We start from the raw sequence: 25,898 nt of genomic DNA, 5'->3' as shown, positions 1-25,898 counted from the left end.
CGGCAGCGGCCACATTGAAATCGCAACAACAAGACCGGAAACGATGCTTGGTGATACTGCGGTTGCTGTTCATCCAGAAGATGACCGCTACAAGCATTTGATCGGCAAGACGGTAACACTGCCAATCGTTGGCCGTGAGATCCCGATTGTCGGTGACGATTATGTCGATATGGAATTTGGTTCTGGAGCGGTAAAAATCACTCCTGCACATGATCCTAACGACTTTGAAATCGGCAATCGCCATAATCTTGAAAGAGTTCTAGTCATGAACGAAGATGGCTCGATGAACGCAAAAGCCGGCAAGTATCAGGGCATGGACCGTTTCGAGTGCCGCAAGCAAATCGTCAAGGACCTTCAGGATGCTGGCGTCCTTTTCAAGATTGAAGAGCACATGCACTCTGTTGGACACTCTGAGCGAAGCGGAGCAGTAGTTGAGCCATACCTATCAACTCAATGGTTCGTTAAAATGCAGCCGCTTGCTGATGAAGCAATCGCCCTTCAGAGCAAAGAAGCGAAGGTTAATTTCGTACCTGAGCGCTTCGAAAACACTTATATGCGCTGGATGGAAAACATCCGTGACTGGTGTATTTCCCGTCAGCTATGGTGGGGTCACCGAATTCCTGCCTGGTACCATAAAGAAACAGGCGAGGTATATGTTGACCACGAGCCACCAGCAGACCCAGAGAACTGGCAGCAGGACAATGACGTTCTTGATACCTGGTTCAGCTCAGCGTTATGGCCGTTCTCAACAATGGGCTGGCCGAATGAGGAAGCAGCTGACTATAAGCGACACTACCCAACCGACGCACTTGTTACGGGTTATGACATCATCTTCTTCTGGGTATCAAGGATGATTTTCCAGGGACTAGAGTTCACTGGACAAAGGCCATTCAAGGATGTACTGATCCACGGACTCGTTCGTGCAGAGGATGGCCGTAAGATGAGTAAGTCACTAGGCAATGGTGTTGATCCGATGGATGTCATCGACCAGTACGGTGCTGACTCACTCCGCTACTTCCTGACAACTGGAAGCTCACCGGGCCAGGACCTTCGTTACAGCACTGAAAAGGTTGAGGCGACATGGAACTTTGCCAATAAAATCTGGAACGCATCACGTTTTGCCTTGATGAACATGAACGGCATGAAGTACGAAGAAATCGATTTGAGCGGTGAGAAATCTGTTGCGGATAAGTGGATTTTGACAAGGCTGAATGAAACGATCGAAACGGTAACAAGGCTGTCAGACCGATATGAGTTCGGCGAAGTCGGAAGAGCTCTTTACAACTTCATCTGGGATGATTTCTGTGACTGGTATATTGAAATGGCAAAGCTTCCGCTATACGGCGAAGACGAAGCTGCCAAGAAGACGACAAGATCCATCCTTGCATACGTTCTTGACAACACGATGCGCCTGCTTCACCCATTCATGCCATTCATTACTGAAGAAATCTGGCAGAACCTTCCTCATGGAGGGGAGTCCATTACGGTTGCAAGCTGGCCGAAGGTTGACCCGGATCTGTCTGATAAAGAGGCAGCAGACGATATGAAGCTTCTTGTTGAAGTCATCCGTTCTGTACGAAACATACGCTCTGAGGTGAATACACCACTTAGCAAAAAGGTTGATATGTTCCTAAAGGCGAAGGATGATAAGACATTAAGCATGCTTGAAAATAACCGCGGCTACATCGTTCGTTTCTGTAATCCAGAGAACCTTGAAATCGGGCTTGAAGTCAACGCTCCTGAAAAAGCAATGACAGCAGTTGCTACAGGTCTCGAAATCATCATGCCACTTGAAGGGCTGATCAACATCGATGAAGAGATCGCCCGCCTTCAAAAGGAAAAAGAGAAGCTTGATAAAGAAGTAGAACGCGTTCAGAAAAAGCTGGCAAACGAAGGCTTTGTTAAGAAAGCTCCTGAAAAAGTCATCGACGAAGAACGCGCAAAAGAAAAAGACTATCTGGAAAAACGTGAAGCAGTCGAAGCGCGCATCAACGAATTGAGAAACTAATTACAATAAGATAACAAAAACTTGAAGGCGAACCAGTATTGGTTCGTCTTCATCTTGAATTGAGGTGTGTTACATGTTTGATACATATGAACAGGCAATTGATTGGATCCATGCAAGACTGAGACTTGGAATCAAACCGGGACTCTCAAGAATGGAATGGATGCTAGAAAGGCTGAACCATCCTGAACGAAGGATTAAAACTATCCACATCGGCGGTACAAATGGAAAAGGCTCAACTGTCACATTCCTTCGCTCGATTCTGCAAGCGGCAGGATATAGAGTTGGAACTTTTACATCACCATACTTTGAGCAATTCAATGAAAGAATCAGCATCAATGGCCAGCCTATCAATGATCAGGAACTGATTGAGCTGACAAATGTGATTAAGCCTCTGGCAGATGAATTGGACCAAACTGAACTGGGCGGACCGACTGAATTCGAAGTCATCACGGCAATGTCTTTATACTACTTTGCGAAAATGTCTCCTGTGGATGTTGTCATTTACGAGGTAGGTCTTGGCGGCCGATTCGATTCGACTAACGTCATTCACCCGCTGCTATCGATTATCACCAGCATTGGGCTCGACCACACAGCAATCCTTGGTGATACATATGAAGAAATTGCTTTTGAAAAAGCAGGTATTATCAAGAATGGTGTAAGCATCATTACCGGAGTGAAGCAGCCTGAAGCACTGGATGTCATTAGAAAAAAAGCGATTGAAGGCAAGTCTCCTCAGTACCAACTGGGGGATGAATTTTCAACAAATGCAAGAGAGTCTTTAGAGCGGGGAGAACAATTTTCATTTTCCAGCATGTTCGGCCAGATTCAGAAGCTTGAAACATCCATGATTGGGTCACATCAGGTAGACAATGCTGCCTGTGCCGTAATGGCTAGCCAGGTCCTTGCAAACTACTATTCCTTTATGATTGAGGAAGAGCACATAAGGGAAGGCCTGACTCAAGCATACTGGCCCGGCCGGCTTGAGATTTTAAGTGAAAACCCTTTAGTCCTGATCGATGGCGCACATAATGAAGAAGGAATAAATGCGCTAGCACATGAAATAAAATCTCGATATGCCGATAAAAAGATTAACATCCTTTTTGCTGCTCTAAAAGACAAGAAATTGGACAAGATGATCGCGACTCTGGAGGAGACCGCTGACCAGCTCGTATTCACAAGCTTCGATTTTCCCCGTGCAGCATCAGGAAAAGAGCTGATGAATGCAGGGACAGACAGGGGAAACAAAGAGATAGCAAATCAGTATCGACCGTTCCTACAGGATAAAATCAAAAATTTAAAACGTGATGAAATCCTGATCGTAACAGGCTCCCTCTATTTCCTGTCAGAAGCAAAACCCGTGATTAAACATTTTCTGAATAATAAGTAAGAAAATTATGACATTCGACAAAAGATTTGCTAATATTTAAATGAGTAAGACTTTTTACCTAGATGAAAAGGAGGTGGGTAGATGAAGATTAGCCCCGTGATCAAAAAATCTATTTGGTTCGCCTGGCTGTTGGTGGTTCCAGTCGGGATCTGGATTACCTATCAAGTCTATCCACCTGAACAAGTGAGTATAGGGGAAGTAATCCCATTTCTTATCTTGATGAGCGTTGTGGCTGCAATGCCGCTCGTTGTCAACAATACCCCTATTTTCTTAATCCAGTGGGTATCACTCGCAGTTTTCCTTAAACACGGTATTTTCATAGAAATGGTGTTAATGCAAGTTTCTGTCCTGACGCTTTTAATCAGGCTCAGGGTTCCAAAATCTGATATACACAAATTCCCTTTAAATTCGTTGATGTTCTTCATTGTTTCGCTATTTAGCGGGCTGTTGTTTTACGCCCTTGGTGGAACACATGGTGAGCATCTATCATCGGATCCGTACTATTTATTCCTTGGAGCGGTGTATGGGATTAGCAACTTTGGCATCAATACGATTATTTTGGTTTCAATCCAGGCACTGCTGTTTAAGCTGGAAGGTCCATACTTTGGAAAAGACTTCATTTGGGAAACCGTAACGACCATAATCACTTTTCCAATCGGCTTTGTTCTTTACGAACTAAGCAAGGATATGGGCTCAATCGCGTTGTTATTCGTCGGGATTCCTTTTGCAAGTTTGTCTATTATCCTCAGTCTCTATTATTCAAGCGATAAGGTAAATCAATTCTTGCAGAGTGCGTCTGAAATAGGGCATCAGCTGGCCGAAAGATTGAAAGCCGACGAAGTGATCGATCTCTTCGTCCAAAAACTGATCGAGATGCTGCCGGTTGATTATGCGTACATCCTCGACGTAGAGGAAGAAAGGGAATTGAAACTGATTCATAAAGTTGAATTCGGGGAAGTCCTTGATCCGGTTGCCGCCCCACTTGAAAAAGGGAAAGGGATAAGCGGTCTTGTTTGGGCAGAGAAAAAGCCTGTACTTTATAACTCAAAAAAAGAATGGAATCAAATCAATTCAGGTTATATCCCGCCAAGCGCTGAGAGCATCTTAAGTGTGCCGATCGTCCGTAACAATCAGGTAGTAGGTGTACTTGTCCTTGCAGCTAATAAAAAAAGGGCTTTCGAGAAATCCCAGCTGATGATCGTCGATATCCTGTGCTCCCATTTTGCGGTGGCCGTGGAAAATGCAAGGCATCATGAGAAAACAAAGGAAAATAGCGAACGCTGCGCATTGACGGGGCTATACAACTATCGCTATTTTGAAAACATGCTATCTGTAGAATTCGGTAAATTACAAAAAGGTGAAAGGGACCTCCTATCCCTGATCCTGCTCGACATCGACCACTTCAAATCAGTCAACGATACATACGGACACCAAAGTGGAAATGAGATTTTAATCGAGCTTGGTGAACGGCTTAGTAAAAGAATCGGAAATATTGGCACTGTTGCCCGTTATGGCGGAGAAGAGTTTGTGATCCTGGTGCCTGACATGATGAAAGGCGATGCCCTGAAACTGGCAGAACAAATCCGGCTGTTGATTGCCAATGAGCCTTTCACTCTCTTGCAATCGATGGATGAAGAAGGAAAGCAGCTGCATGTCAGCATCACCTCCTCAATCGGAGTAGCCACTGCCCCGCAGGACGCCGAAGATTCACTGGCATTAATCCGCCACGCAGACAGAGCATTATATGTAGGAGCCAAGCGATCCGGCCGGAATCGGGTTGCGGAATATGTGAAATGAAAAGGCTGTCCCTGTGTGGGTCAGCCTTGTTATCTAATATTCAACTTTCATACCATTGTCAGGGTCGATCGACCACTCATTGTCTAGTATTGGTTTTGGACAGCTATCGGTATCTCCTCCATCAAAAGAGGTGTATTCTACAAGCTTTTGGTTTTTTAAAAGGTAGGGTGTACCCAAAATACAAATCTTGGATTTTTCTCCTTTTATAATCGGAGACAAAGGCTTGTAGAAGTAGGCATCGCCGAAGATGAAAATAGTATCTCCGCCCTTTAATGTAACATCTGAATTAAAGAAAGTGTCTCCTTTAATGATTAAAGTGGTATTCCCTTTAAGGGTTACTGTTTTCTGAAAGTAAGTGGATGCTGTATAGGTTTCTTCCTGTTTTCCGCCCTTGATTTCAAAATCATCCAATTCAATATTTTCGAATGTGTTCCTATTTGGAATAAATTCTCCGTCGCGTGAATCTGTATTTTTATTAATCGTAAGCTTACCCTTCAGCTCTTTTTCCTCATTAACTGTTTTTCCCTTGCTGTTGAAAGAGATTGAGATGTTCTCAACATGTTTAGCGATTATAGGATTTAATATTTCATAAGAATTGCCTTCATCGATAGATAATATCACAGAGGGATTTTCTGTTAACTTACGTGATAAAGAAATATAAAAAAGGTCATCATAGTTAGGAATTGGAGTATTCGGATTTTGAGTGGCTGCTTCGAAAGCTGTTTGCACTGTTTGTCTTGCTTCATCATTTGCGTTTTTAACTAATTTAGATAATATTGCCTCATAATGAGCGACTCCCATTTCAGCAAGGTCAGTGGCCCGATTGATCTCGTCTGTCTTGTTGAATTGCTTGCGGGCTGAAAGGGCCATTCCACTCAATGATATGGCGAAGGTGAAGGTGAGCGTGATAATCAGTAAAACCAGGACAAGTGCATAGCCTTTTTCATTTTTCATCACGAGCCCCTCCTAATATCTTTTGATCATGGTTTCCATTTCATGAGTTTGTCCTGTTTCATCCTTGATGATTAGATGAATCGAAATAGGACTATTCGAATCGATTACTTTTTCCCCCGTAAATGACTCTGGTTCATCTATACCGGCCTTGATTTGTAGTGAATATCTGGCATCACCAAGTATTTGTTCACTGGTCGCCACCCCAATTTGCGCTGATTGCGTCGCGGCATTGTAGTCGATGATATATTCATCGTATTTTAAATGATATTGCTTGATTGTTGCTATGATAACGTTCGCTGCCTGGTCCATATTATTTTTAGCTGAGATTTGATTATAGTTTTTGTTGAATCCAAAGAAAACTCCATATATGAGAGCAGAAGCGACCATTAAGATCGAAATCGCAGCGAGCAGTTCGTATAATGTAAGTCCACGTTCGTCTTTCAAGATATCACCTTCTTATATATGTAAAAGTCCTTGAGTTACTTTCTGGGTTGTTGGTATCTTGTACAGACACTTCCACGGCAATTAATCCTTCTGCACCTTTACTGAATTCAGCGAAGATCTTTTGTGAACTACCGAATGAACGGCCCAATAGCCCTGATAATTTATCTTCATCAAGGTTACATGGAAGATTTGGACATTCATTGCTGGTGTTCAGCACTTCCTTGGTAAGCTTTACTTCTATTAAATTCACAATCTGCTGGGCTGTCTGGGTTGTACTGATCTTGTCTTCATTTTTCTTCACAAACAGTGCTGATTGTGTGAAAAAACTAGCGAAAGATGTAAGAACTATAACAAGAAGTACGATTGACAGCAATACTTCCAGCAAAGTGATTCCTTTTTGGTCATCCAACTTTCTGCCCAAGTCATTGCTCCTCCGTCTATTAAATCTATTAATTTTATTATACAATAGAAGAGAGTGAAATTTGTCGTATTAACAGATAATAGTTTGATATATTGCTGATTTATGTATAAAAAAGTAACGAATACAACGAAGCATGGAGTGAGACAATGATAAGCCTTTTACTTCTATTTCTATCGACAGTTTTGAGCGCTGGACTCATTTTCATCATTCCATTTGGCCTGGAAAAAAGGCAGAAAAAGGAAATTGTTGTCACCGCTCCTGTAGTTGGTTCTTTGGGATTGGCTTTTAGCTTGATTGTCTCGCCCTGGCAGTCACTACTGGTTATGGTATTAATAGCTGTTTCGGCAGGATACGTAATAACCAGCAGGACAACAGTAAATCTTGAATCTGTTGGGGCAATTTCAAGGGTAATGGATACAGGTGATTCAACCAAATTGGACGTTCATCAGGATCTGCAAAAATCGATGGATAAAGATGAAAATTTCGATCCGGCTTTGAATGAGAGACATCTCGAAAAGGCTGTTTCCTCAAAAGAGGAAGAAATAAGAATGATAGAGGATATCTCATTTTTGGAAACAAGAAACAATCGTGAATTTGAATTGAGTGAACTAGAGGTAATCCCTATGCTGAATTTTGAATCTCCAAAAGAAGAAGTTGACAATGCAGCCTACGAAACCCAGCCTTCTTAGTACAATACAATCTTTTTTTAGAGGGGGATTTATGTGAAAACGCGCCAAATAATAAAAATCTCTTTGATTCTCATTGTTTTTTCCTTATTTACATACAGTTTCACTTATTTTGGCGCTTCAGCCTTGAGCTCTAAAAAAGATGTGGAATCTATATTTTCGGGTCATACTTTCATCGGGACGATCGATGTATCAAACAAAACGAAAGAAGAAGCGAAAGCTTTGTTGGAAGCACGTTGGAACGAATGGTCTTCCAACGCTAAAGTGGCATTGATACATAAAGAGCAGGCTTACTCAGTTAGCGCGGAAAGTTTCACCTTATTAACAGACCAGACAGTTAGCTCTGCAAGTGACGGAATACAGAATGAACTAGTCGTTAAAATGGAATCTTTAAGTGGGATTTTACCCGACACTATCATTACCCGTTTGAACCTGGAAGAGATGGAAAACGATTTAATTGTAGCAATCCAAGGATTTAATGAGAATATTGTCATCGAGTTGGGCAGGTATCTTCCTCAAGAAGAACCAATCGAAGTTTCAGCTGCATCAATAAAACTAAATGATAAAAATGAAGAGTTTTTGAGTTTTATAAAATCTTTCCCAACAATTGTGCTGGAAGCTGAGTCACAGTTCTCGCTGGCATCTCTCGTAAAGGAAAGCGAATTACCCGAGCTATCGGACCATACTTATAGCCAAATAGCCACTGCAATCTATCAGGCAATCCTGCCCACGAACTTCCACGTATCGGAAAGGCATATAAGCAGGCAGATGCAAGAGAATATTGAACCGGGGTTTGAAGCAAAGGTTCAATTTAATAAGAGAATGGATTTTAGTGTTTATAATCCTAATGCTTCCACATATACAATTGTATTCAACTGGAATAGCCCAGACCTGGAAGTTTCGGTTAATGGAGCGCCATTCTTATACAATTATAGTATACACACTTTGGACAAGCAGGAATTCCAACCGAGGATAATCAAGCAATTCTCTCCACTAATAAATGTTGGACAAAAATCTGTAAAAGTGGAAGGCGTTCCTGGTGTAATAGTGAAGGTCGTTCGTGAAACTCATTCTAAAAAGGGAGAATTATTGAAAACAGAGGTACTGTCAGAAGATTTTTACCCTCCTGTCCATCGTATAGAAGTCCATCCTTTAGAAGCAGCTGCCACTGTACCTGAATCTGGCACTGCTCCCGGGGAGGATACTGTAGTTTTACCTGGAGCTGGAGATTCGGACGCGCAGCCAGACCAGTCCGCAGGAGAAACTTCACTTGGAGAAGATGAAGGTGAAGATGCAACTGATAAAGAAGCTGACATAGAAGAGGACGGTCTATTCGGCAAACCGAATGAAGAACCAAAGTAAGCCAATTCAGGAGTGAGGAATATGAGACAAATGAGAAGACGGCTTGGCGACTTGTTAGTCGAAACAGGGCTGCTTTCAGAAGATCAGTTACAAGCCACATTAGCTGAGAAAGCTGCCGGCCAAAAGCTTGGAGATGCACTCCTGCAAAGAGGGCTTATAACAGAGCAACAGCTAATTGAAGTTCTCGAGTTCCAGCTGGGAATCCCGCATATCAGTTTGTATCGCTATCCATTCGATACGAAGCTTTTTACACTTATACCAAAAGAAACGGCGAAACGTAATTTAGTTATTCCTCTGAAAAAAGAAGGGGAAAAGCTATTTGTTGCAATGGCGGATCCGATGGACTTTTTCACGGTGGATGATCTCAGGTTGTCGACTGGCTTCCATATTGAAACAGCGATAGCGACCAAGGACGATATCATTCGCGCAATTAATAAATACTACGATAATAATGATGGACTTGATGATTTAATTGGCATCAGCACTCCAGTAATGGAAACTGTTCAGGAAGAGAGTTTGACAGAGGCGGATTCTCCTGTCATCAGACTGGTGAATCAATTGCTATCAAATGCTTCTGCCAACAAGGCAAGTGATATTCATATCGACCCTCAGGAAACAAAGGTTGTCATCCGCTACCGTATAGACGGAATCCTGAGGGTGGAACGGGTGCTGCCGAAGCACATGCAAAACGTGCTGATCGCCCGGATTAAGATTATGGCGAATCTTGATATCACTGAGAACAGGACTCCTCAGGATGGAAGAATCAAAGCAAATCTTGATTTTCATCCTATTGACCTTCGTGTTTCTACTTTGCCAACCGTTTTTGGAGAAAAGGTCGTCATGCGTATACTCGATATGGGCAGTACATTAAATGATATCGAGAAGCTAGGTTTCAACCAACATAATCTCAATCGATTTACGAACATGATCTCAAAACCTAATGGGATCGTTTTAATTACTGGTCCTACTGGTTCCGGGAAATCTTCTACTCTATATGCCGCGTTGAACAAGCTGAATAGTGAAGAGGTTAACATCATTACAATTGAGGATCCGGTAGAATACCAGATTGAGGGAATTAATCAAATCCAGGTCAATCCCAATGTTGGCATGACATTTGCGGCAGGACTAAGGTCTATCCTTAGACAGGATCCGAACATCATCATGGTTGGTGAAATACGCGATAAAGAGACAGTTGAAGTGGCAGTGAGAGCTTCTTTGACCGGACACCTGGTACTCAGCACGATGCACACGAATGACGCACTGAGCTCTGTAACAAGAATGCTGGACATTGGTGTCGAACCTTTCCTTGTCGCATCTTCGTTAAGCGGAGTTGTCGCCCAGCGGCTCGTCAGAAGGGTATGCCGGGACTGCGCAGAGGCTCATGAGCCGACAAAACGTGAACGGGACATTTTTTCAAAAAGAAGTATTCCGGTTGATACTGTATGGAAGGGAAGAGGGTGTTCTTCCTGCAATATGACAGGATATCGCGGCCGGTTGGCCATACATGAGGTGCTGGCGGTGGACAATGAACTTCGCAGAGCGATCATGAATGAAGAGTCTGTCACGGTATTAAGGGAAATCGCTGTCAGAAATAAAACGATTTTCCTGATTGACGACGGACTGCTGAAGATTAAACAGGGACTCACCACTACTGAGGAAGTTTTAAGGGTAGCTATAACAGAATAAGCGGGGAGTTAGCATGAAAGAAAAAATAGAGCATTTGCTGAGGTCAGGCTTTGAACTTAAGGCTTCAGATATTCACATAACTGTCGGTATTCCCCCAGTGATGAGAATCAATGGGGACTTAAGAAGATATGGGACAGATACGATTACACCGGATGAAATAGAAGAAATGGCAAAAGCCATCGTGCCCGAAAATTCCTGGGATCTGTTCAAGTCGAAAGGTGAGTTGGATTTTTCATATGGAATAGCAGGCATCTCAAGGTTCAGGGTAAATGCCTACCATCAAAGGGGCTGCGTTTCCCTGGCAGTCAGGATCGTTCCTACACGAATCCCTACATTAGAAGAGCTGGAGCTTCCGGAAATCCTTAAAAGAATTGCCGAGAAACCTCAGGGACTGGTTCTGGTGACAGGACCGACCGGAAGCGGAAAGTCTACTACACTGGCGTCATTGATCCAGTATATGAACACGACAATGCGTAAGCATATTGTCACCTTAGAGGACCCGATTGAATATTTGCATAAGCATGGAAACAGCATTATTGACCAGCGCGAAATTGGTCTGGATACGAATAATTTCGCTAATGGATTACGAGCGGCCCTTAGACAGGATCCCGATGTCATCCTGGTCGGCGAAATGCGTGACCTAGATACAATACAGACGGCGATCACTGCTGCTGAAACCGGGCATCTTGTACTGGGCACACTCCATACATCGAGCGCCCCGGCTACAATCAATAGAATAATAGATGTTTTCCCGCCGGGACAGCAGGCACAGATTCGAATCCAGCTTGCATCGGTCCTTGTTTCAGTCATTTCCCAGAGGTTGTTTCCTACTATAGATAAAAAAGGGCGCAGAAGCGCAACGGAGATTTTAATCAATAATGCGGCCGTGTCGAATTTAATCAGGAACGAAAAAATCCATCAAATTATAAGTATCATGCAGACTTCAAGAATTCATGGGATGCATACACTCGAAATGGATATCAAGGAGCTTGTTCAGCGAGGAATTATCTCCAAGGTAACCGCTGAACCATACCTTCTGGAGAAGATGATTTGATATGGCACGGTTTAAATATTCCGGGCGCGACCGGACAAAAAAACGCTCAGGCACGATCACGGCCGGTTCCAAACGTGAAGCACTGGAAAAGCTTCGTGAGGAAGGAATCAGGACAACAGAGATCATAGAAGTGCCTGAAACTTGGCTTACAAAAGATATTACCATCGGAAATCCTGTTAAGCTGCAGCATCTGGTCATCTATTTACGCCAGTTTGCTACTTTGTTAAAAGCCGGAGTCTCTGTTGTGGAATCCACTAAAATTTTAGCGAAGCAAACGGATAGTAAAGCATTGAAGAAGGCACTGCTGGACATCGAAGCAGAGCTGCGGGAAGGTGTCCAGCTGTCAGCTGCAACCGCCAAGCACAGTAAAATCTTTTCATCCATGTATATTAATATGGTAAAGGCAGGAGAGGCTGGCGGAAATATGGATGAGACGCTGGAGAGGCTTGCTGAACATTATGAGAAGCAGCATAACACTCGTCAGAAGGTAATCGCCGCGATCAGTTATCCAGCCGTGATCGCAATACTTGCGATACTGGTTGTTATCTTTTTATTAGTTTCGATTGTGCCTACCTTTGTTGGCATGTTCGAGGATTTTGGCGGGGAACTGCCGGCAATCACCAAATTTGTTCTTGGTGCAAGTGAGTTCATGCAATCCTTTTGGTGGCTGCTTCTGTTGTTACTGGTTGGTGTTGTTGCAGGTCTATCGGCAATGAAGAAAAATAAACAAACAAAATATTATCTCGATTTCGCAATTTTGCGGATGCCGATTTTCGGAAAAATGATGCAAAAAGCAGTTCTCGCCCGATTGACAAGAACACTAAGTTCTCTCTTTTCGAGTTCAGTCCCCATTCTACAGGCTTTGTCGATTGTTGAAAATGTTGTAGAAAATGAAGTGATAGGAAGAGTCGTCAGGGAATCTCGTGATGCGCTCGAGATTGGACAATCAATGACTGGACCTATGAAGAAGCACTGGGCGTTCCCGCCGCTAGTCACACAAATGATTGCCATCGGGGAAGAAACAGGGTCTTTGGATGCGATGCTTGGAAAAGTAGCCGACTTCTACGAAAAAGAAGTAGAGAACAGTACAGATCAATTAAAATCCTTGATTGAACCAATAATGATTGTCATACTAGCTGGACTTGTCGGAACCATTGTTACCTCCATCATGATTCCAATGTTCGACATATTCAATCATGTAAATTGATTTTGACTAAAAAGAGACAATTCTCTACACATTCTTTATATGAAATTTATATCCTATCATTTATAATATGACTAGATACATATTCCAATAGTCATAGGTAAAATTAACTAAAAGGAGAAGATTATTATGTTTAAAGCAATCAAGAAAAAAATGAAAGATCAAAGAGGTTTGACTCTGGTCGAACTTTTGGCTGTAGTTGTTATTTTGGGGATTGTTTCTGCTATAGCAGTACCTAGTATAGGGGGAATAATCAACAAAACTAAGGATGATGCAAAAGTAGCCGAAGCATTACAAATCATTAATGCGGCAAAATTGTCGCATGCATCGAATAGCTCTTTTACATCATGGAAGCATACCAAAGCAGCAACTGATGGTGCGACTGTAGGGGAATTGTCTGATATGGTTGAGAATGTTAAAACTGATAGTGCTGGTTATACAGTTACCTATTCAACTGCAGATAAAACTTATAGTATCAAAGGACACCCAGGCGTTGGGGTAGTGAAAGACATTTCATCCTATGATGCATCAACGAATACAACTGTCGCAACAGAAGCGGATTTGTTAGGTTTCACAGGTAATTAATGAATGACTCTGTTGTTATTAATCTACGGTCTAGTCCTAGGCTCCTTCTACAACGTAGTAGGTCTCCGGGTCCCAGAAGGAAAATCAATCGTGGCGCCGCGGTCGTCATGCCCGCAGTGCGGACATCAGCTGCGAGCGTCTGAATTGATTCCGGTAGTTTCATATTTTATTCAAAGGGGGAAGTGCCGCCAGTGTAAGGTCGGCATTTCGCCCGTTTATCCTTTTTTTGAGCTTTTGACGGGCATGCTGTTTGCGGTAGCTTATCTTTTGATTGGGTGGAGCGGTGAATTGGTCATTGCCCTGACTTTGATTTCATTGTTCATCATCATTACGGTTTCCGATCTTGCTTACATGGTTATTCCCGATAAGGTGCTTCTTGTTTTTGCGGGTATTTTTATTGTTGAGCGTATATTTCTTCCTCTCTCACCCTGGTGGGACTCAATCGCTGGAGCAGTTGCAGGATTCATGATCCTCTTATTTATTGCCCTCATCAGCAAGGGGGGGATGGGCGGCGGCGATATCAAGCTTTTTGCGTTGATTGGCTTCGCAATTGGTTTTAAGACTATGCTTCTATCCTTCTTTTTTGCTACCTTTTATGGTGCTTTCTTCGGCATTGGTGCCATGCTCCTTGGATTTGTGAAAAGAAAGCAAGCCATTCCGTTCGGTCCTTTCATTGCCCTTGGTAGTCTAACAGCCTATTTCTTTGGTGAAGAAATCTTAGAATGGTATCTTCAATTCTTCATGCTTGGATTCTAACTTATATAAACAGCAAATTAAAATACAAGAATTAACATCAGTCTAAGTACAGTAATACATTAAGGAGTTTCAATCATGGCATTTTCCTTATTTTCCAGCAGTAACAAAATCGTCAATATCGTGCTCAATGACCATTCAATTCGTTTTGTGGAGTTAAAGCAGAAGAACCCGATTACAGTGAATCATTTTGGAGAGAGATATTTACCGCCAGGAATCATCTCAGATGGTAAAATCCTCGATTTTGCCACATTATCGAATATACTGGATGAGTGCATTGCTGAGTGGAAGATAACTAAAAGGGAAATCCGCTTCATCGTACCAGATTCCCTTGTCATTATTAGGAAGGTAACTATTCCTGCTGATATCAATGAAGACGAAATCGAAGGGTACTTATATTTGGAGATGGGCTCAACCATCCATTTGCCTTTTGAAGATCCAGTATTCGACACGATCACGCTGGGAACAGAGAACAACAAGAAAGAGATTCTCTTATTTGCAGCACCCGAAAAATACATACTTGAGTTTGAGGATTTATTTAAAAGTGTCCGGCTTAAGCCGGTTGCCGCGGATATTTCCCCACTTGCAATCTATCGTCTCTATCACCATCATGACATGGCTGTGAAAAACGAAGTATTGCTGACTGTCCAATTTGACCTTGATGTTGTCAGTCTGTGCATTTTTGAAGAGCAAATCCCTGTTTTTATGCGCCATATCCCTGGTGACCTTAAGGATAACTGGAAGCTTTCCCGACACAGAGAGGATCATTCAAGTCCGGAAATCGTTTATGAAGGTGAAGTTTCAGATATTATATTCCAGCTTGAGGAAATATATCGGGATATTGCCAAACTTATGGATTTTTATCGTTTTTCCCTGACTCAGGGAAAAAAAGAGGTAACTCGATTATTAGTAAATGGTGACCATCCAATGCTGGATCGGGCAATTGTTGATATGAAAGATCGGTTCGGTATGAATGTATCGACTATCAATATGAATGCAATGGGCTCCAACTCGGAAGGATTACCAGTTGCGTATAACCTTGCTCTTGGGCTTGGCTTGAAAGAGGTGTAATAATGCTGGTTGAAATTAATCTTTTACCAAAAAAAGAACGTAGAAAATCATCACAGCTTATTATCGCCGCTATAATCTTGATTTTAATTGCGATTACTATTTCCATCATATATTTTCAGGGCAGAAGCTATGGAAATGAAATGGAACTTATCGATAAGAAAATCTCGACTCTTCAAAAATTGAATAATGTACAGCAGGAAAAATTGGCTGAAGAAAACGCTGGGAATTCGGTAATCAAGCTGCAGGAAGCTGTTCAATGGATAGAGCAGTACCCGGTGCAAACAGTACCGATAATGCAAAACATCATTTCCTTGCTGCCGGAACGTGGATTTATCCAAAGCTTTGAATATAGCAACATGGATTCTATCCTTGTCACAATTCAATATGATGCTGCAAGAGATGCTGCCTTTTACTTGAGTTCCCTAAAACAGTCGGAATGGGTGAGGGAAGCTGAACTAATGAATGTCGTAGCCGCTGAGATTGAAGAAGAGGCCGGATTAAGCGATGATTCTGAAGTGGAAATACTGCCGAGGTATAGTGCCGCCTATAAGATTGTGTTCAATCCTGACTTGTTTAAACCGGCAGCTGTTGAAGGAGGAGATGGATCATGAACCTCCGATTAGAAAAGAAGCATTACTTAATCCTTTTGGTTGCAGTGATAGTGTCTGCTTTAATTTATCTAGCTGCTTTTTATCTTTATCTAGCTCCTTTAAGTCATAGTTTGTCGTTAAAGGAAAGTCAATTAAAAATGGAGCAGCAGCTTAATTCAACATTGGTAGCAAGACTTGCTTCAGTCAATGAAACAGATTTTAGCAGTTCAGCTGAGTTGCAAAAAAGGCTCCCGGTTGACCCGATGGTTGAGCAGTTAGTCCTTGGCATTGAAAAAGCAGAGGTCATTTCAAATAGCTTTGTTACTTCAATCGAATTCAATGCTAGCCAGCAGGCTGCCACTACAATACAACCGGAAATATCATCTTCAGAACAGGTTACTGCTGAGTCAGAGAATCAGGTTGATACTTCCGATCCTGAGGTGGAAGTAACGAATCCACAACTAGAGATGCCGGACGGACTAGTGAAAACAACAGCACAAATCAATGTTAAAGCAGATAACTACTTTAGCCTCGAGAAATTCATTTCAGCCTTAGAATCTCTTAGGCGAATAATAGTGGTAGAATCTATCTCTTTTAGCGGGCCACAGGAAATCTTCACTCTATCAGATGAAGAAGCGCCGATAGAAATGGCGTTAACAATCAATGCCTTTTATTTTCCAGAACTAGCGGAATTAAAAGACTACAATCCAAAAATCGAAACACCCGAGCCTGCAAACAAACGCAATCCATTCCCAACTTTCGGAGATTATTCAGAAGATAACCTTACAGATCAAGATGAGTCTGACGAGGATGGAACAGAAGGAACGGACGAAAATTAATCTAGTAAAAAAATTGACGAAAGCATTCTATAACAAGACGACAAAAGTCTTGTTATTTTTTTTTGCCTATATGATAGGATGGAGCAAAATACGAACGGGCAGGGGGAGGTACAAGCATTGGACAAGCAAGGAAAGACAATCACTATCAAGATTAATGGCAAGGACCGTCCGGTTCAGGGAGACAAAAAATTGCAGGATAATGGCAGCAAAAAGAAACCTATACAAGAGGAAGCCTTTGAAAAAACTAAATATAAAAAAGAAAAAAGCAGCAGTTACCAGATCAACGAGATCCGTGGAGACCAGAGCAAGGTGTATCCGCTGGACAATGATGCAGCGTTGAATGAAACAGCGGCAGCCCAGGAAAAGGCTGAGGAGAGCTTTGACTGGATCTTGCCGGATCCCGTAGAAGAGGAAATCATCAAAGAATACAAAATTGCTCCAAAGCAGGAAAAAAAGCCGAAAAAGAAAAGCATCGGCATTTCGGTTTGGAATACTAAGACTAAAAAGAACAATCGTCTTTATACGACTATTATTATGAATGTCCTTTTTGCTGTTTTGCTTGGAACGGCGTTTGGGGTGACATTCCTTAAATTCCTGCCATCAGAACCAGATACAGCTGCACCAGCCGTCACGACGCCAAAAGCCGGGTCGGCAGCAGAGAGTCCGGCAGCCGGGCAAGAATCGATTGAATTAAAATCAATTCCTGTCTTCATTGTCCAGAACGGTGTCTTCACAACAGAGGCTGCTGCCAAGGAAAGGGTGAATCTTCTGGCTGGCCAGGGAGTCACAGGTGAGTTATTTCCTGTAAATGGACAGTTCGCCGTCTATTTAGGAACTGCAGGGAGCATTGAGGCTGCTAAACAACAGGCAGAGGCACTCAAAGCCAAAGGGGTTGAGGTGTTCGCAAAACCATTTGAAATTTCAGGTGGAACGGCAGCGGGCTTAACACCAGCTGAATCGGAATTCCTCAAGCAGGCACCGGAAATCTATCCAATCTTGATGAGCGGATCAGCAGCTGCGCCGGAGGAAGTGAAAAAAGCAGAAAGCTACCATGCGATGATAAGCAAAATTGAAGATAAGAGTGTAAAGGATCCAACCGTTCTGAAGGTTAAGGCGAGCATGGAGAGGGCGGGTGCAGCTTTTATAAACTACCAAAAAAGCAAGGATGCCAACCAGCTGGCGGAAATGGAGAAAAACCTTCTGTCATTCCTGTCAGCCTATCATTCGATTGGCAAGTAAGACCTGCCCGTAATCGATTTTTTGTCGGGATGGAGAAAGAATATTTTCCGGGAAATTGTACAAATTAACAGAGCCTTCGGCAAAATGCGCCAGGCTCTGATTTTTTTTGCCAGAATAAGGACTTAAGATTGTTTGAATTGGTGAACTTTGATAGTATTAGCTTGTATCTCCCTTTGATGCAAAAAGAAAAGAAAGGTGATTTTATGCAACGCCTCATTTTAGCCTCTTCTTCTCCACGGCGAAAAGAACTTCTTGAAAACCTCCGCTTGAAATTCGAAATCTCGAGCAGTGATGCAGACGAAAGTTTCAGTGAGTCCCTGAGCCCTGCTGAAGCGGTTATGGAGCTTGCTTCCAGAAAGTCGGGAACTGTGGTTCAAGACTATCCAGATTGTTTCGTGATTGGCTCAGATACTGTTGTGGTCCACGATGGAACAATCCTTGGGAAGCCTGAAAGCGGACAAGAAGCCTTACAGATGCTCCAAAAGCTGTCTGGGCACACCCATTCAGTCTACACAGGAGTATCAATCATCTCCCCTGAGAAGGAAACGCGTTTTTATGAAAAAACAGATGTGACGTTCTGGGAATTGTCAGATGAAGAAATCGACACCTATATAAAGAGCGGTGAACCATTCGATAAGGCAGGCGGCTATGGAATCCAGGGGTTCGGAAGCATGCTTGTCAAAGAAATCAGTGGGGATTATTACACAGTTGTTGGACTGCCTGTATCCAGGTTGATCAGGGAGTTAAGAAAAATTGGTTACAACCTTCCTTATTAAAAGAAAGCCACAGAAACTTCTTCTACACTTCCCTCGTCATAATCAATGACCGGGAGGAAAATCGATTGTCTACAAATTCATTAATGATCAGAGATTATCCGCAAAATGAGCGGCCGCGGGAGCGATTCGTCCAAAATGGCCCCCAAAGCCTCTCCAATCATGAATTGCTTGCCCTGTTGCTTGGTACAGGCTCGCGGGAGGAATCAGTCCTCCAGCTTGCAAACCGAATGCTTTCCCAGTTTGAGGGCCTCCGCCTTCTAAAAGATGCTACACTGGAAGAGTTAACGCAAATTAAAGGAATCGGAAAAGCGAAAGCGATCCATGTCCTCGCAGCAGTTGAAATCGGCAGGCGCATCGCCAACCATACCCTTGATGAACGCTATGTGATTCGCTCACCGGAAGACGGTGCGAAATATTTAATGAATGATATGCGCTTCCTGACACAGGAGCATTTTGTCTGCCTGTATTTGAATACGAAAAACCAGGTGATCCACAGGCAGACGATATTTATCGGCAGCCTTAATGCTTCCATTGTCCACCCGAGAGAGGTATATAAAGAAGCGGTACGCCGGTCAGCAGCATCTGTCATTTGCGTCCACAACCATCCATCCGGAGATCCTACCCCAAGCAGGGAAGATATAGAAGTGACGAAAAGACTTGCTGAGTCTGGTAAAATTGTCGGAATCGAATTGTTAGATCATTTGATCATTGGGGAAAATAAATATGTTAGTTTGAAGGAAAAAGGGTATGTATGATACTAGGATTTTGATTGACGTTGCGATATAATATAATTTATGATTTTTGCGGACAAAGTTAAAAATTTGTCAGGAAATCTGCCTATGAACAATCAACTAATTTTGTTATAGATTGCCTGTTCTTTTATTGCATTTTTTGTTAAGAAAGGGAGATACAAATATGTTTGGGATTGGAACAAGAGACCTCGGAATCGACCTTGGTACTGCTAATACACTTGTTTATGTAAAAGGAAAAGGAATTGTTTTGAGAGAGCCGTCCGTTGTGGCGCTTCAGACGGATACAAAAAATATCGTTGCTGTCGGTAATGATGCGAAAAATATGATCGGGCGTACACCAGGTAATGTTGTAGCCTTACGGCCGATGAAGGATGGCGTCATTGCTGATTACGAGACAACAGCGTCAATGATGAAATACTATATTAAACAAGCAACGAAGAATAAAGGCTGGTTTGCCGGCAAGCCGTATGTAATGGTATGTGTTCCTTCTGGAATAACAGCTGTCGAGGAACGTGCAGTTATTGACGCAACTCGCCAGGCGGGCGCAAGAGATGCCTTTACGATTGAGGAACCGTTTGCAGCAGCAATTGGGGCAAACCTTCCTGTATGGGAGCCAACTGGCAGCATGGTTGTCGACATTGGCGGCGGTACGACAGAAGTCGCGATTATCTCTCTTGGCGGAATCGTTACATCTCAATCTGTCCGCATTGCAGGTGATGAGATGGATGGCGCAATCATCAATTATATCCGTAAAACCTACAACCTGATGATTGGTGAGAGAACAGCTGAAGCGATTAAAATGGAAGTTGGTTCAGCAGGAGACGCCGATGGGATTGAAAATATGGAAATCCGCGGCCGTGACTTGCTGACAGGACTGCCTAAGACAATTGAAATCACGGCAGAAGAAATTGCCAAAGCGCTGCGTGACACAGTATATGCCATTGTTGATGCTGTTAAGCTGACGCTTGAAAAAACCCCGCCAGAACTTGCCTCAGACATCATGGACCGAGGAATTGTCCTCACTGGCGGAGGCGCATTGCTGCGTAATTTGGACAAGGTCATCAGTGAAGAAACAAAGATGCCGGTTTTGATTGCCGAAGACCCGCTTGACTGTGTTGCAATTGGTACAGGCAAGGCATTGGATCATATTGATTTATTCAAGACTAAAGCAAAAGAATCCAGGTAATAGGAAGAAGGGAAGCGGGGTAAATCCACTTCCCTCCTCTTCTGTAATCCATTTTTTTAGATTAGAGGTGTAAATCATGCCACAGTTCTTTTTTAATAAACGCCTGATAATGCTGCTTGTGAGCATTATAGTCCTCGTGGCATTGATTGGATTTTCTTTAAGGGAAAGAGAAGAATTGACATGGCCCGAGCAGTTTGTCAAAGACTCTACAAGCTGGGTACAATCCGTTGTCTCAAGGCCTGCGAATTATATTGCCGGTTTAATCGAAAACCTTCAAGACTTGCAAAATACATATCAGGAAAACAAAGATTTGAAGAAACGCGTTGATGATATGGCCCGCCTTGAAGCGAAAGTATACTCCCTTGAAAAAGAAAACGAGGAGCTTCAGGAAATTTTAGATAAGAAAGAATCACTAGCAGACTATGAACCAATCCAGGCAATCAGAATTGCCAGAAGTCCAGAACGCTGGAATGAACTAATTATCATCAATAAAGGTGCTTCTAACGGCGTGGAAAAAAACATGGCCGTTATCACTGCAAAAGGATTAATTGGCAAGGTTAAGAGCACGACACCATTTTCGGCAACCGTGCAGCTGATTAGTTCCATTGACCCGACCAACAGGATTTCTGCGATTCTCCAGGCAGAAAAGCCGCTTTACGGCACAATCGAAGGGTATGACAAGAAGAAAGAGCTTCTTTTGTTAAAAGGGCTTCCGTATGATGCCGAAATTGAAAAAGGGCAGAATGTTGTCACGACTGGTATGGGTGGAATCTTCCCAAAAGACCTTCCAATCGGCAAGGTTGTCAAGGTTGTCCCGGATCAATTTGGCCTGAATCAAACAGCATATATTAAGCCAGAAGCAAATCTTTATGATTTGGAACATGTCATGGTTGTCAAGAAATCAATGGTCTCAGTGGATCTTGAAGAAAGCTTGGAAGATAGTGAAGGTGAGGAGGAAGGCAATTGATCCGTTTCCTGCTCCCGGCACTTTTCGCTTTGTTATTCATCCTGGAAAGTTTGTTTGTCGAACTTCTGCCTGCAGAATTATTCAACAGTGACCGGATTCTTGTTCCGCATTTCCTCATGGCTGGGATTTTATTTTTGACAGCTTACCTGAGCCCAAAGCATGGAATTCTATATGGAATTATATTTGGACTGCTTTTTGATGTCATCTACACAGAAATCATCGGAATCTATCTATTCATGTTTCCGTTCATCGCCTATTTGATCGCAAATATGATAAGGGTTCTTCAGACCAATATTTTGATTGTTGCAATCCTTTCGCTTCTTGGTATTGCGCTTTTGGAAGTTGGAGTCTACGAGTTGATGCTGTTGATAAAAATTACTGACCTGGACTTTTCGACCTATGTTAAAATAAGATTAGTCCCGACTTTGATCTTAAATCTTGCTTTTATCATCTTAGCTGCTTATCCATTTAAAAAACAGTTCGAGAACGCTGCAGATAGACTTAGAAACGATTAATAGTCCTTGTCTGAATGGATTTTGGAGGACACCTCGAAAAAATCTATGAAGCATCGAGGAATAGAAAAATTGGTGAAGGCTATTCAAATAAAGGAATTCAGCGGACACTTGTCGAATTTCTTTCAGGTGATATAAGAAATTACTTTTTTAGCAGACAATTGTCTTACGCTTTTCTTATGAGATAAGAAGTTTAACTTTTACACTTAGAATAGTGTCTAGCTCCAGCGCCTAGCCCCTCGAGATGTTTCGTTCCGACCAATGAAGTCAAAGAACGACTTCACTGGTCGGCCCTTCAACGCTTTTCGGGGCTGACCAAGGCGCTTGCGCTTTTCTTATGAGGTGAACATCCAGTATGAAGAAAACACAAAATGTGACAATAAAAGGAACAAAAGATGGACTTACGCTCCATTTGGACGATACTTGCTCCTATGATGAATTGAAGAAGGAACTCGATAGGAAGCTTTCGAATTCAACTCGTGTTCAGGAGGAGCAACAGCTGCTTTCGGTTAAGGTGAAGGTAGGAAATAGGTACCTTACAAAGGCTCAGGAGGAAGAGCTGAAAGACCTGATCCGCCAGAAGAGAAACTTAATCGTTGAGGACCTTGAGACGAATGTGATCACTAGAGAGGAAGCTGAGAGGCTTCGTCAGGAAACAGAAATCGTGCCTGTTGCTAAAGTGATCCGTTCAGGGCAGGTTCTTGAGATAACAGGGGACTTGCTGCTTATTGGAGATGTCAATCCCGGAGGAACGGTCAAGGCAACAGGGAATATTTTTATCATGGGTGCCTTGAAAGGGGTTGCACATGCTGGTACAGAAGGGAATAACGAAGCGGTCATTGCTGCTTCTGTCATGAAGCCCTCACAGCTCAGGATCAGTGATTGCATCAACCGGGCTCCTGACCATGTCCCTGAAGATGATAGCCGCGTGATGGAATGTGCTTACATATCAGACAGTCAACAGATTGTTGTTGATAGATTGCAAGTTTTAATGAAGAAAAGACCTAATTTAACTAGATTCGAAGGAGGCCTCTAAAGTGGGAGAAGCGATAGTAGTTACATCCGGAAAAGGCGGAGTTGGCAAAACGACAACTTCTGCTAATATAGGTACAGCTTTGGCCCTTCAAGGCAAAAGAGTCTGCCTGGTCGATACAGATATCGGCTTGCGTAACCTGGACGTTGTCATGGGGCTTGAAAACCGCATTATATATGACCTTGTCGATGTAATCGAAGGAAGATGCAAGATCCATCAGGCACTTGTAAAAGATAAGCGCTTCGATGACCACCTTTATTTGCTTCCAGCTGCCCAGACGAGCGATAAAACGGCGGTTCAGCCGGAACAAATGAGGAAATTGGTGAATGAACTGAAGCAGGATTACGATTATATCGTCATCGATTGCCCGGCTGGAATCGAGCAGGGCTATAAAAACGCCGTTGCTGGTGCTGACAAGGCGATTGTCGTTACAACACCAGAAGTATCCGCGGTCAGGGACGCTGACAGGATTATCGGTCTGCTAGAAAAAGAAGAAAATGTTGAATCACCAAAACTTGTTATCAACCGGATTCGCACCCATATGATGAAAAATGGCGACATGCTTGATGTGGACGAAATCACGACACATCTTTCCATCGATTTAATCGGGATTGTTGCCGATGACGATGAAGTCATTAAAGCATCAAACCATGGTGAGCCAATCGCACTGAATCCAAATAGCAAAGCATCAATTGCTTACAGGAACATTGCCAGGAGGATTCTCGGCGAGTCCGTTCCATTGCAGCAATTAGACAACGATAATAAAGGCGTATTTTCAAAGATTAAGAAATTCTTCGGAGTCCGCTGATCAAAAGGCATCTGCTTCTCGTCTATACGAGGGCAGATGCCTTTTCTATTTAATCCTCACATTCAATAAGCGAATTTGTCATACTCTTGTTGGACAGGTCATAGACTTGTACTAACTTAGAGTACAAGGGGAATGGTGGGGATTGGATGAACTCGAGAGCTGATGATATACGCAGAAGGATGATGAAAAGGAAAAGAGAGCGGGAAAGAATGGAGAAAATGAGCCATAACCGCTTTTTCTCAACGGAGGAAGAACGGCATGGTTTTGACAGAATTCCATCTTATGACATGGGTCCAGGAGAAGGCGGACATCCTCTATTCAAGAAAGAAGTGTTTCTTTTCAAGGTACTTGCTTCCGCTTGCCTTGTTTTGATTGTAGCGATCATTTTTCGAAGTCCATCTGAAAAAGCAGAAACAATCCAGCAATATGTGAAGCATACGATGGACCAGGAATTCCAGTTTGCTGCCGTTTCAGAGTGGTATGAAAACCAATTTGGCAAACCGCTGGCTTTACTTCCTGCAAAAAGTGATGGGGATGATAACAAACAGGAACTAAGCGTAGACAACCAGTATGCACTCCCTGCATCCGGAAAGATCCTTGAAGATTTTGGCGACAATGGCCAGAGAATTCAGATTGAAACTGGCAAAGGGGCCGGTGTGGAAGCCATGGATGAAGGGCTTGTCCACTTTGTCGGTATGAAAGAAGGATTCGGTAAAACGGTCATTGTGCAGCATGCAGACAAGAGTGAAACATGGTACGGGAACCTCGATAAAATCGATGTGAGCCTCTATGAGTATATCTCTAAAGGAGCGAAGGTAGGTACGGCTATGGACAGTACAGATGGAATAAAAGGCTCATTTTATTTCGCCATAAAAAAAGGGGATGACTTCGTAGATCCCGTCCAGGTGATCAAGTTTGAATAAAGCCATTGCGTTATTGCGAAAAATACACATCCATCCTTTGTTGTGGGTGATCATCGCCCTTGCTGTTGCGACCGCGCATTTTATAGAGCTGATGATGGTGCTGCTGATTATTTTTGTTCATGAAATGGGACATGGTGCTGCAGCTTCTTTTTTTTCGTGGAGAATCAAGAAAATCGCCATGCTTCCATTTGGCGGTGTGGCTGAGGTGGATGAGCACGGGAACAGGCCGTTAAAAGAGGAATTGATCGTTGTTCTGGCTGGCCCCCTGCAGCATGTTTGGTTGATGGGACTCTCCTATTTGATGTTCATCATAGGTGTCTTTCCAGAAAAATGGCATCTACTGTTTATTCAATATAATATGATGGTCCTCCTGTTCAATCTTATCCCAATCTGGCCATTGGATGGAGGTAAGTTGGTGTTCATTCTGTTATCAATGAACAAATCCTTTCAGGAAGCCCACCTGCGGACGTTATATGTTTCAGCAGGAACATTGATTATATTTTCGGCGGTCCTTATCATCATCGCACCGTTGACATTAAATGTCTGGGTCATCATCGGTTTCTTGGCGTTTTCACTTTACTATGAATGGAAGCAGCGGCGATTTACGTTCATGCGTTTTTTGATGGAAAGGCATTATGGGAAGCAGGTGGATTTGAGAGAGCTCAAGCCGATCAATGCAGCCGAGAATGAAATGGTTGGCCAGGTCCTTGAAAAGTTCCAGCGCGGCTGTAAGCATCCAATCATCGTCAAGCAGCAGAACGGCAAGGAAATGGTCATGGATGAGAATGAATTGCTCCATGCTTTTTTCAATGAAAAGTTATTGTCAGCGAAAATAGGAGATTTGCTTTACACCTTCTAAAA

The 25,898-nt window shown here is 42.9% G+C and carries 26 protein-coding genes; 23 read left to right on the top strand and 3 right to left on the bottom strand.

Features of this window, described 5'->3' with window-relative positions:
* From valS to ACH0QE_RS14730, 3 genes are all read left to right on the top strand, one after another.
* Positions 1-2,008: valine--tRNA ligase (valS, locus tag ACH0QE_RS14740; protein ID WP_415801354.1), on the top strand; the 2,008-nt coding region annotated here is incomplete at its 5' end.
* Between the two features lie 73 nt (positions 2,009-2,081).
* Entirely contained in the window at positions 2,082-3,395 is a 1,314-nt protein-coding gene (locus ACH0QE_RS14735; protein ID WP_415801353.1) for a bifunctional folylpolyglutamate synthase/dihydrofolate synthase, read from the top strand.
* An 81-nt stretch (positions 3,396-3,476) separates the two neighbouring features.
* Positions 3,477-5,192 (top strand): sensor domain-containing diguanylate cyclase, encoded by a 1,716-nt coding sequence (locus ACH0QE_RS14730; RefSeq protein ID WP_415801352.1) that lies wholly within the window; start codon positions 3,477-3,479, stop codon positions 5,190-5,192.
* A gap of 33 nt (positions 5,193-5,225) precedes the next feature.
* Here ACH0QE_RS14730 and ACH0QE_RS14725 read toward each other — a convergent pair whose 3' ends face one another.
* From ACH0QE_RS14725 to ACH0QE_RS14715, 3 genes are read right to left on the bottom strand one after another with little or no spacing between them, the layout of a single operon-like run.
* A complete protein-coding gene (locus ACH0QE_RS14725; RefSeq protein WP_415801351.1) occupies positions 5,226-6,146 on the bottom strand; it encodes a hypothetical protein in 921 nt (306 codons plus the stop codon).
* Positions 6,147-6,158: 12 nt separating this feature from the next.
* The gene (locus tag ACH0QE_RS14720; protein ID WP_415801350.1) at positions 6,159-6,590 is read right to left on the bottom strand and encodes a PilW family protein; all 432 of its coding nucleotides are present in this window, start codon (positions 6,588-6,590) and stop codon (positions 6,159-6,161) included.
* Positions 6,591-6,594: 4 nt separating this feature from the next.
* Complete coding sequence (locus ACH0QE_RS14715; RefSeq protein ID WP_415801349.1) at positions 6,595-7,011, bottom strand: type IV pilus modification PilV family protein; 417 nt, start codon at positions 7,009-7,011, stop codon at positions 6,595-6,597.
* A gap of 146 nt (positions 7,012-7,157) precedes the next feature.
* On the opposite strand from ACH0QE_RS14715, the gene ACH0QE_RS14710 reads away from it, so the two are divergent.
* The 20 genes from ACH0QE_RS14710 to ACH0QE_RS14615 all read left to right on the top strand — a co-directional run bounded on the left by ACH0QE_RS14710 (position 7,158) and on the right by ACH0QE_RS14615 (position 25,896).
* On the top strand, positions 7,158-7,700 hold the full coding sequence (locus tag ACH0QE_RS14710) for a hypothetical protein (protein WP_415801348.1): 543 nt from the start codon (positions 7,158-7,160) through the stop codon (positions 7,698-7,700).
* Positions 7,701-7,733: 33 nt separating this feature from the next.
* Positions 7,734-9,059: a VanW family protein gene (locus tag ACH0QE_RS14705; RefSeq protein ID WP_415801346.1), complete on the top strand. Its 1,326-nt coding sequence runs from the start codon at positions 7,734-7,736 to the stop codon at positions 9,057-9,059.
* A gap of 21 nt (positions 9,060-9,080) precedes the next feature.
* Positions 9,081-10,745, top strand: a complete 1,665-nt coding sequence (locus tag ACH0QE_RS14700; protein ID WP_415801345.1) for a GspE/PulE family protein — start codon at positions 9,081-9,083, stop codon at positions 10,743-10,745.
* Between the two features lie 13 nt (positions 10,746-10,758).
* Positions 10,759-11,799 carry a type IV pilus twitching motility protein PilT gene (locus ACH0QE_RS14695; protein ID WP_415801344.1) on the top strand — a complete coding sequence of 347 codons (1,041 nt, stop codon included), beginning with the start codon at positions 10,759-10,761 and terminating at the stop codon, positions 11,797-11,799.
* A 1-nt stretch (position 11,800) separates the two neighbouring features.
* Positions 11,801-13,006, top strand: a complete 1,206-nt coding sequence (locus tag ACH0QE_RS14690; protein ID WP_415801343.1) for a type II secretion system F family protein — start codon at positions 11,801-11,803, stop codon at positions 13,004-13,006.
* 126 nt (positions 13,007-13,132) lie between these two features.
* Positions 13,133-13,588, top strand: a complete 456-nt coding sequence (locus ACH0QE_RS14685) for a type IV pilin protein (RefSeq protein ID WP_415801342.1) — start codon at positions 13,133-13,135, stop codon at positions 13,586-13,588.
* Between the two features lie 3 nt (positions 13,589-13,591).
* Complete coding sequence (locus ACH0QE_RS14680) at positions 13,592-14,344, top strand: prepilin peptidase (protein WP_415801341.1); 753 nt, start codon at positions 13,592-13,594, stop codon at positions 14,342-14,344.
* Between the two features lie 75 nt (positions 14,345-14,419).
* Complete coding sequence (gene pilM, locus ACH0QE_RS14675) at positions 14,420-15,412, top strand: type IV pilus biogenesis protein PilM (RefSeq protein WP_415801340.1); 993 nt, start codon at positions 14,420-14,422, stop codon at positions 15,410-15,412.
* A gap of 2 nt (positions 15,413-15,414) precedes the next feature.
* Positions 15,415-16,023, top strand: coding sequence for a hypothetical protein (locus ACH0QE_RS14670; RefSeq protein WP_415801339.1), 609 nt, complete (start codon positions 15,415-15,417; stop codon positions 16,021-16,023).
* Complete coding sequence (locus ACH0QE_RS14665; RefSeq protein ID WP_415801338.1) at positions 16,020-16,841, top strand: hypothetical protein; 822 nt, start codon at positions 16,020-16,022, stop codon at positions 16,839-16,841. The genes ACH0QE_RS14670 and ACH0QE_RS14665 overlap by 4 nt, the downstream gene beginning before the upstream one ends.
* 117 nt (positions 16,842-16,958) lie before the next feature.
* On the top strand, positions 16,959-18,080 hold the full coding sequence (locus tag ACH0QE_RS14660) for an SPOR domain-containing protein (protein ID WP_415801337.1): 1,122 nt from the start codon (positions 16,959-16,961) through the stop codon (positions 18,078-18,080).
* Between the two features lie 203 nt (positions 18,081-18,283).
* The gene (locus ACH0QE_RS14655; RefSeq protein ID WP_415801336.1) at positions 18,284-18,856 is read left to right on the top strand and encodes a Maf family protein; all 573 of its coding nucleotides are present in this window, start codon (positions 18,284-18,286) and stop codon (positions 18,854-18,856) included.
* A 65-nt stretch (positions 18,857-18,921) separates the two neighbouring features.
* The gene (gene radC, locus ACH0QE_RS14650; protein ID WP_415801335.1) at positions 18,922-19,611 is read left to right on the top strand and encodes a RadC family protein; all 690 of its coding nucleotides are present in this window, start codon (positions 18,922-18,924) and stop codon (positions 19,609-19,611) included.
* Between the two features lie 160 nt (positions 19,612-19,771).
* Positions 19,772-20,794, top strand: coding sequence for a rod shape-determining protein (locus ACH0QE_RS14645; RefSeq protein WP_415801334.1), 1,023 nt, complete (start codon positions 19,772-19,774; stop codon positions 20,792-20,794).
* A 76-nt stretch (positions 20,795-20,870) separates the two neighbouring features.
* Positions 20,871-21,761, top strand: coding sequence for a rod shape-determining protein MreC (gene mreC / locus ACH0QE_RS14640; RefSeq protein ID WP_415801333.1), 891 nt, complete (start codon positions 20,871-20,873; stop codon positions 21,759-21,761).
* Positions 21,758-22,276: a rod shape-determining protein MreD gene (gene mreD, locus ACH0QE_RS14635; RefSeq protein ID WP_415801332.1), complete on the top strand. Its 519-nt coding sequence runs from the start codon at positions 21,758-21,760 to the stop codon at positions 22,274-22,276. Before mreC ends, mreD begins: the two co-directional genes overlap by 4 nt.
* A 352-nt stretch (positions 22,277-22,628) precedes the next feature.
* Complete coding sequence (gene minC / locus ACH0QE_RS14630; RefSeq protein WP_415801331.1) at positions 22,629-23,309, top strand: septum site-determining protein MinC; 681 nt, start codon at positions 22,629-22,631, stop codon at positions 23,307-23,309.
* A gap of 1 nt (position 23,310) precedes the next feature.
* The gene (minD, locus tag ACH0QE_RS14625; protein ID WP_041964017.1) at positions 23,311-24,114 is read left to right on the top strand and encodes a septum site-determining protein MinD; all 804 of its coding nucleotides are present in this window, start codon (positions 23,311-23,313) and stop codon (positions 24,112-24,114) included.
* A 146-nt stretch (positions 24,115-24,260) separates the two neighbouring features.
* The gene (locus ACH0QE_RS14620; RefSeq protein ID WP_415801330.1) at positions 24,261-25,037 is read left to right on the top strand and encodes a peptidoglycan DD-metalloendopeptidase family protein; all 777 of its coding nucleotides are present in this window, start codon (positions 24,261-24,263) and stop codon (positions 25,035-25,037) included.
* Positions 25,030-25,896, top strand: a complete 867-nt coding sequence (locus tag ACH0QE_RS14615; protein WP_415801329.1) for a M50 family metallopeptidase — start codon at positions 25,030-25,032, stop codon at positions 25,894-25,896. Before ACH0QE_RS14620 ends, ACH0QE_RS14615 begins: the two co-directional genes overlap by 8 nt.
* Positions 25,897-25,898 lie beyond the last annotated feature (2 nt).

Origin of the sequence: Mesobacillus sp., from assembly GCF_047739415.1 — a bacterium.
GTDB lineage: Bacteria > Bacillota > Bacilli > Bacillales > Cytobacillaceae > Mesobacillus.
Note: the sequence above shows the minus strand (reverse complement) of the source record. Positions and strands in the feature narration are given on the sequence as shown.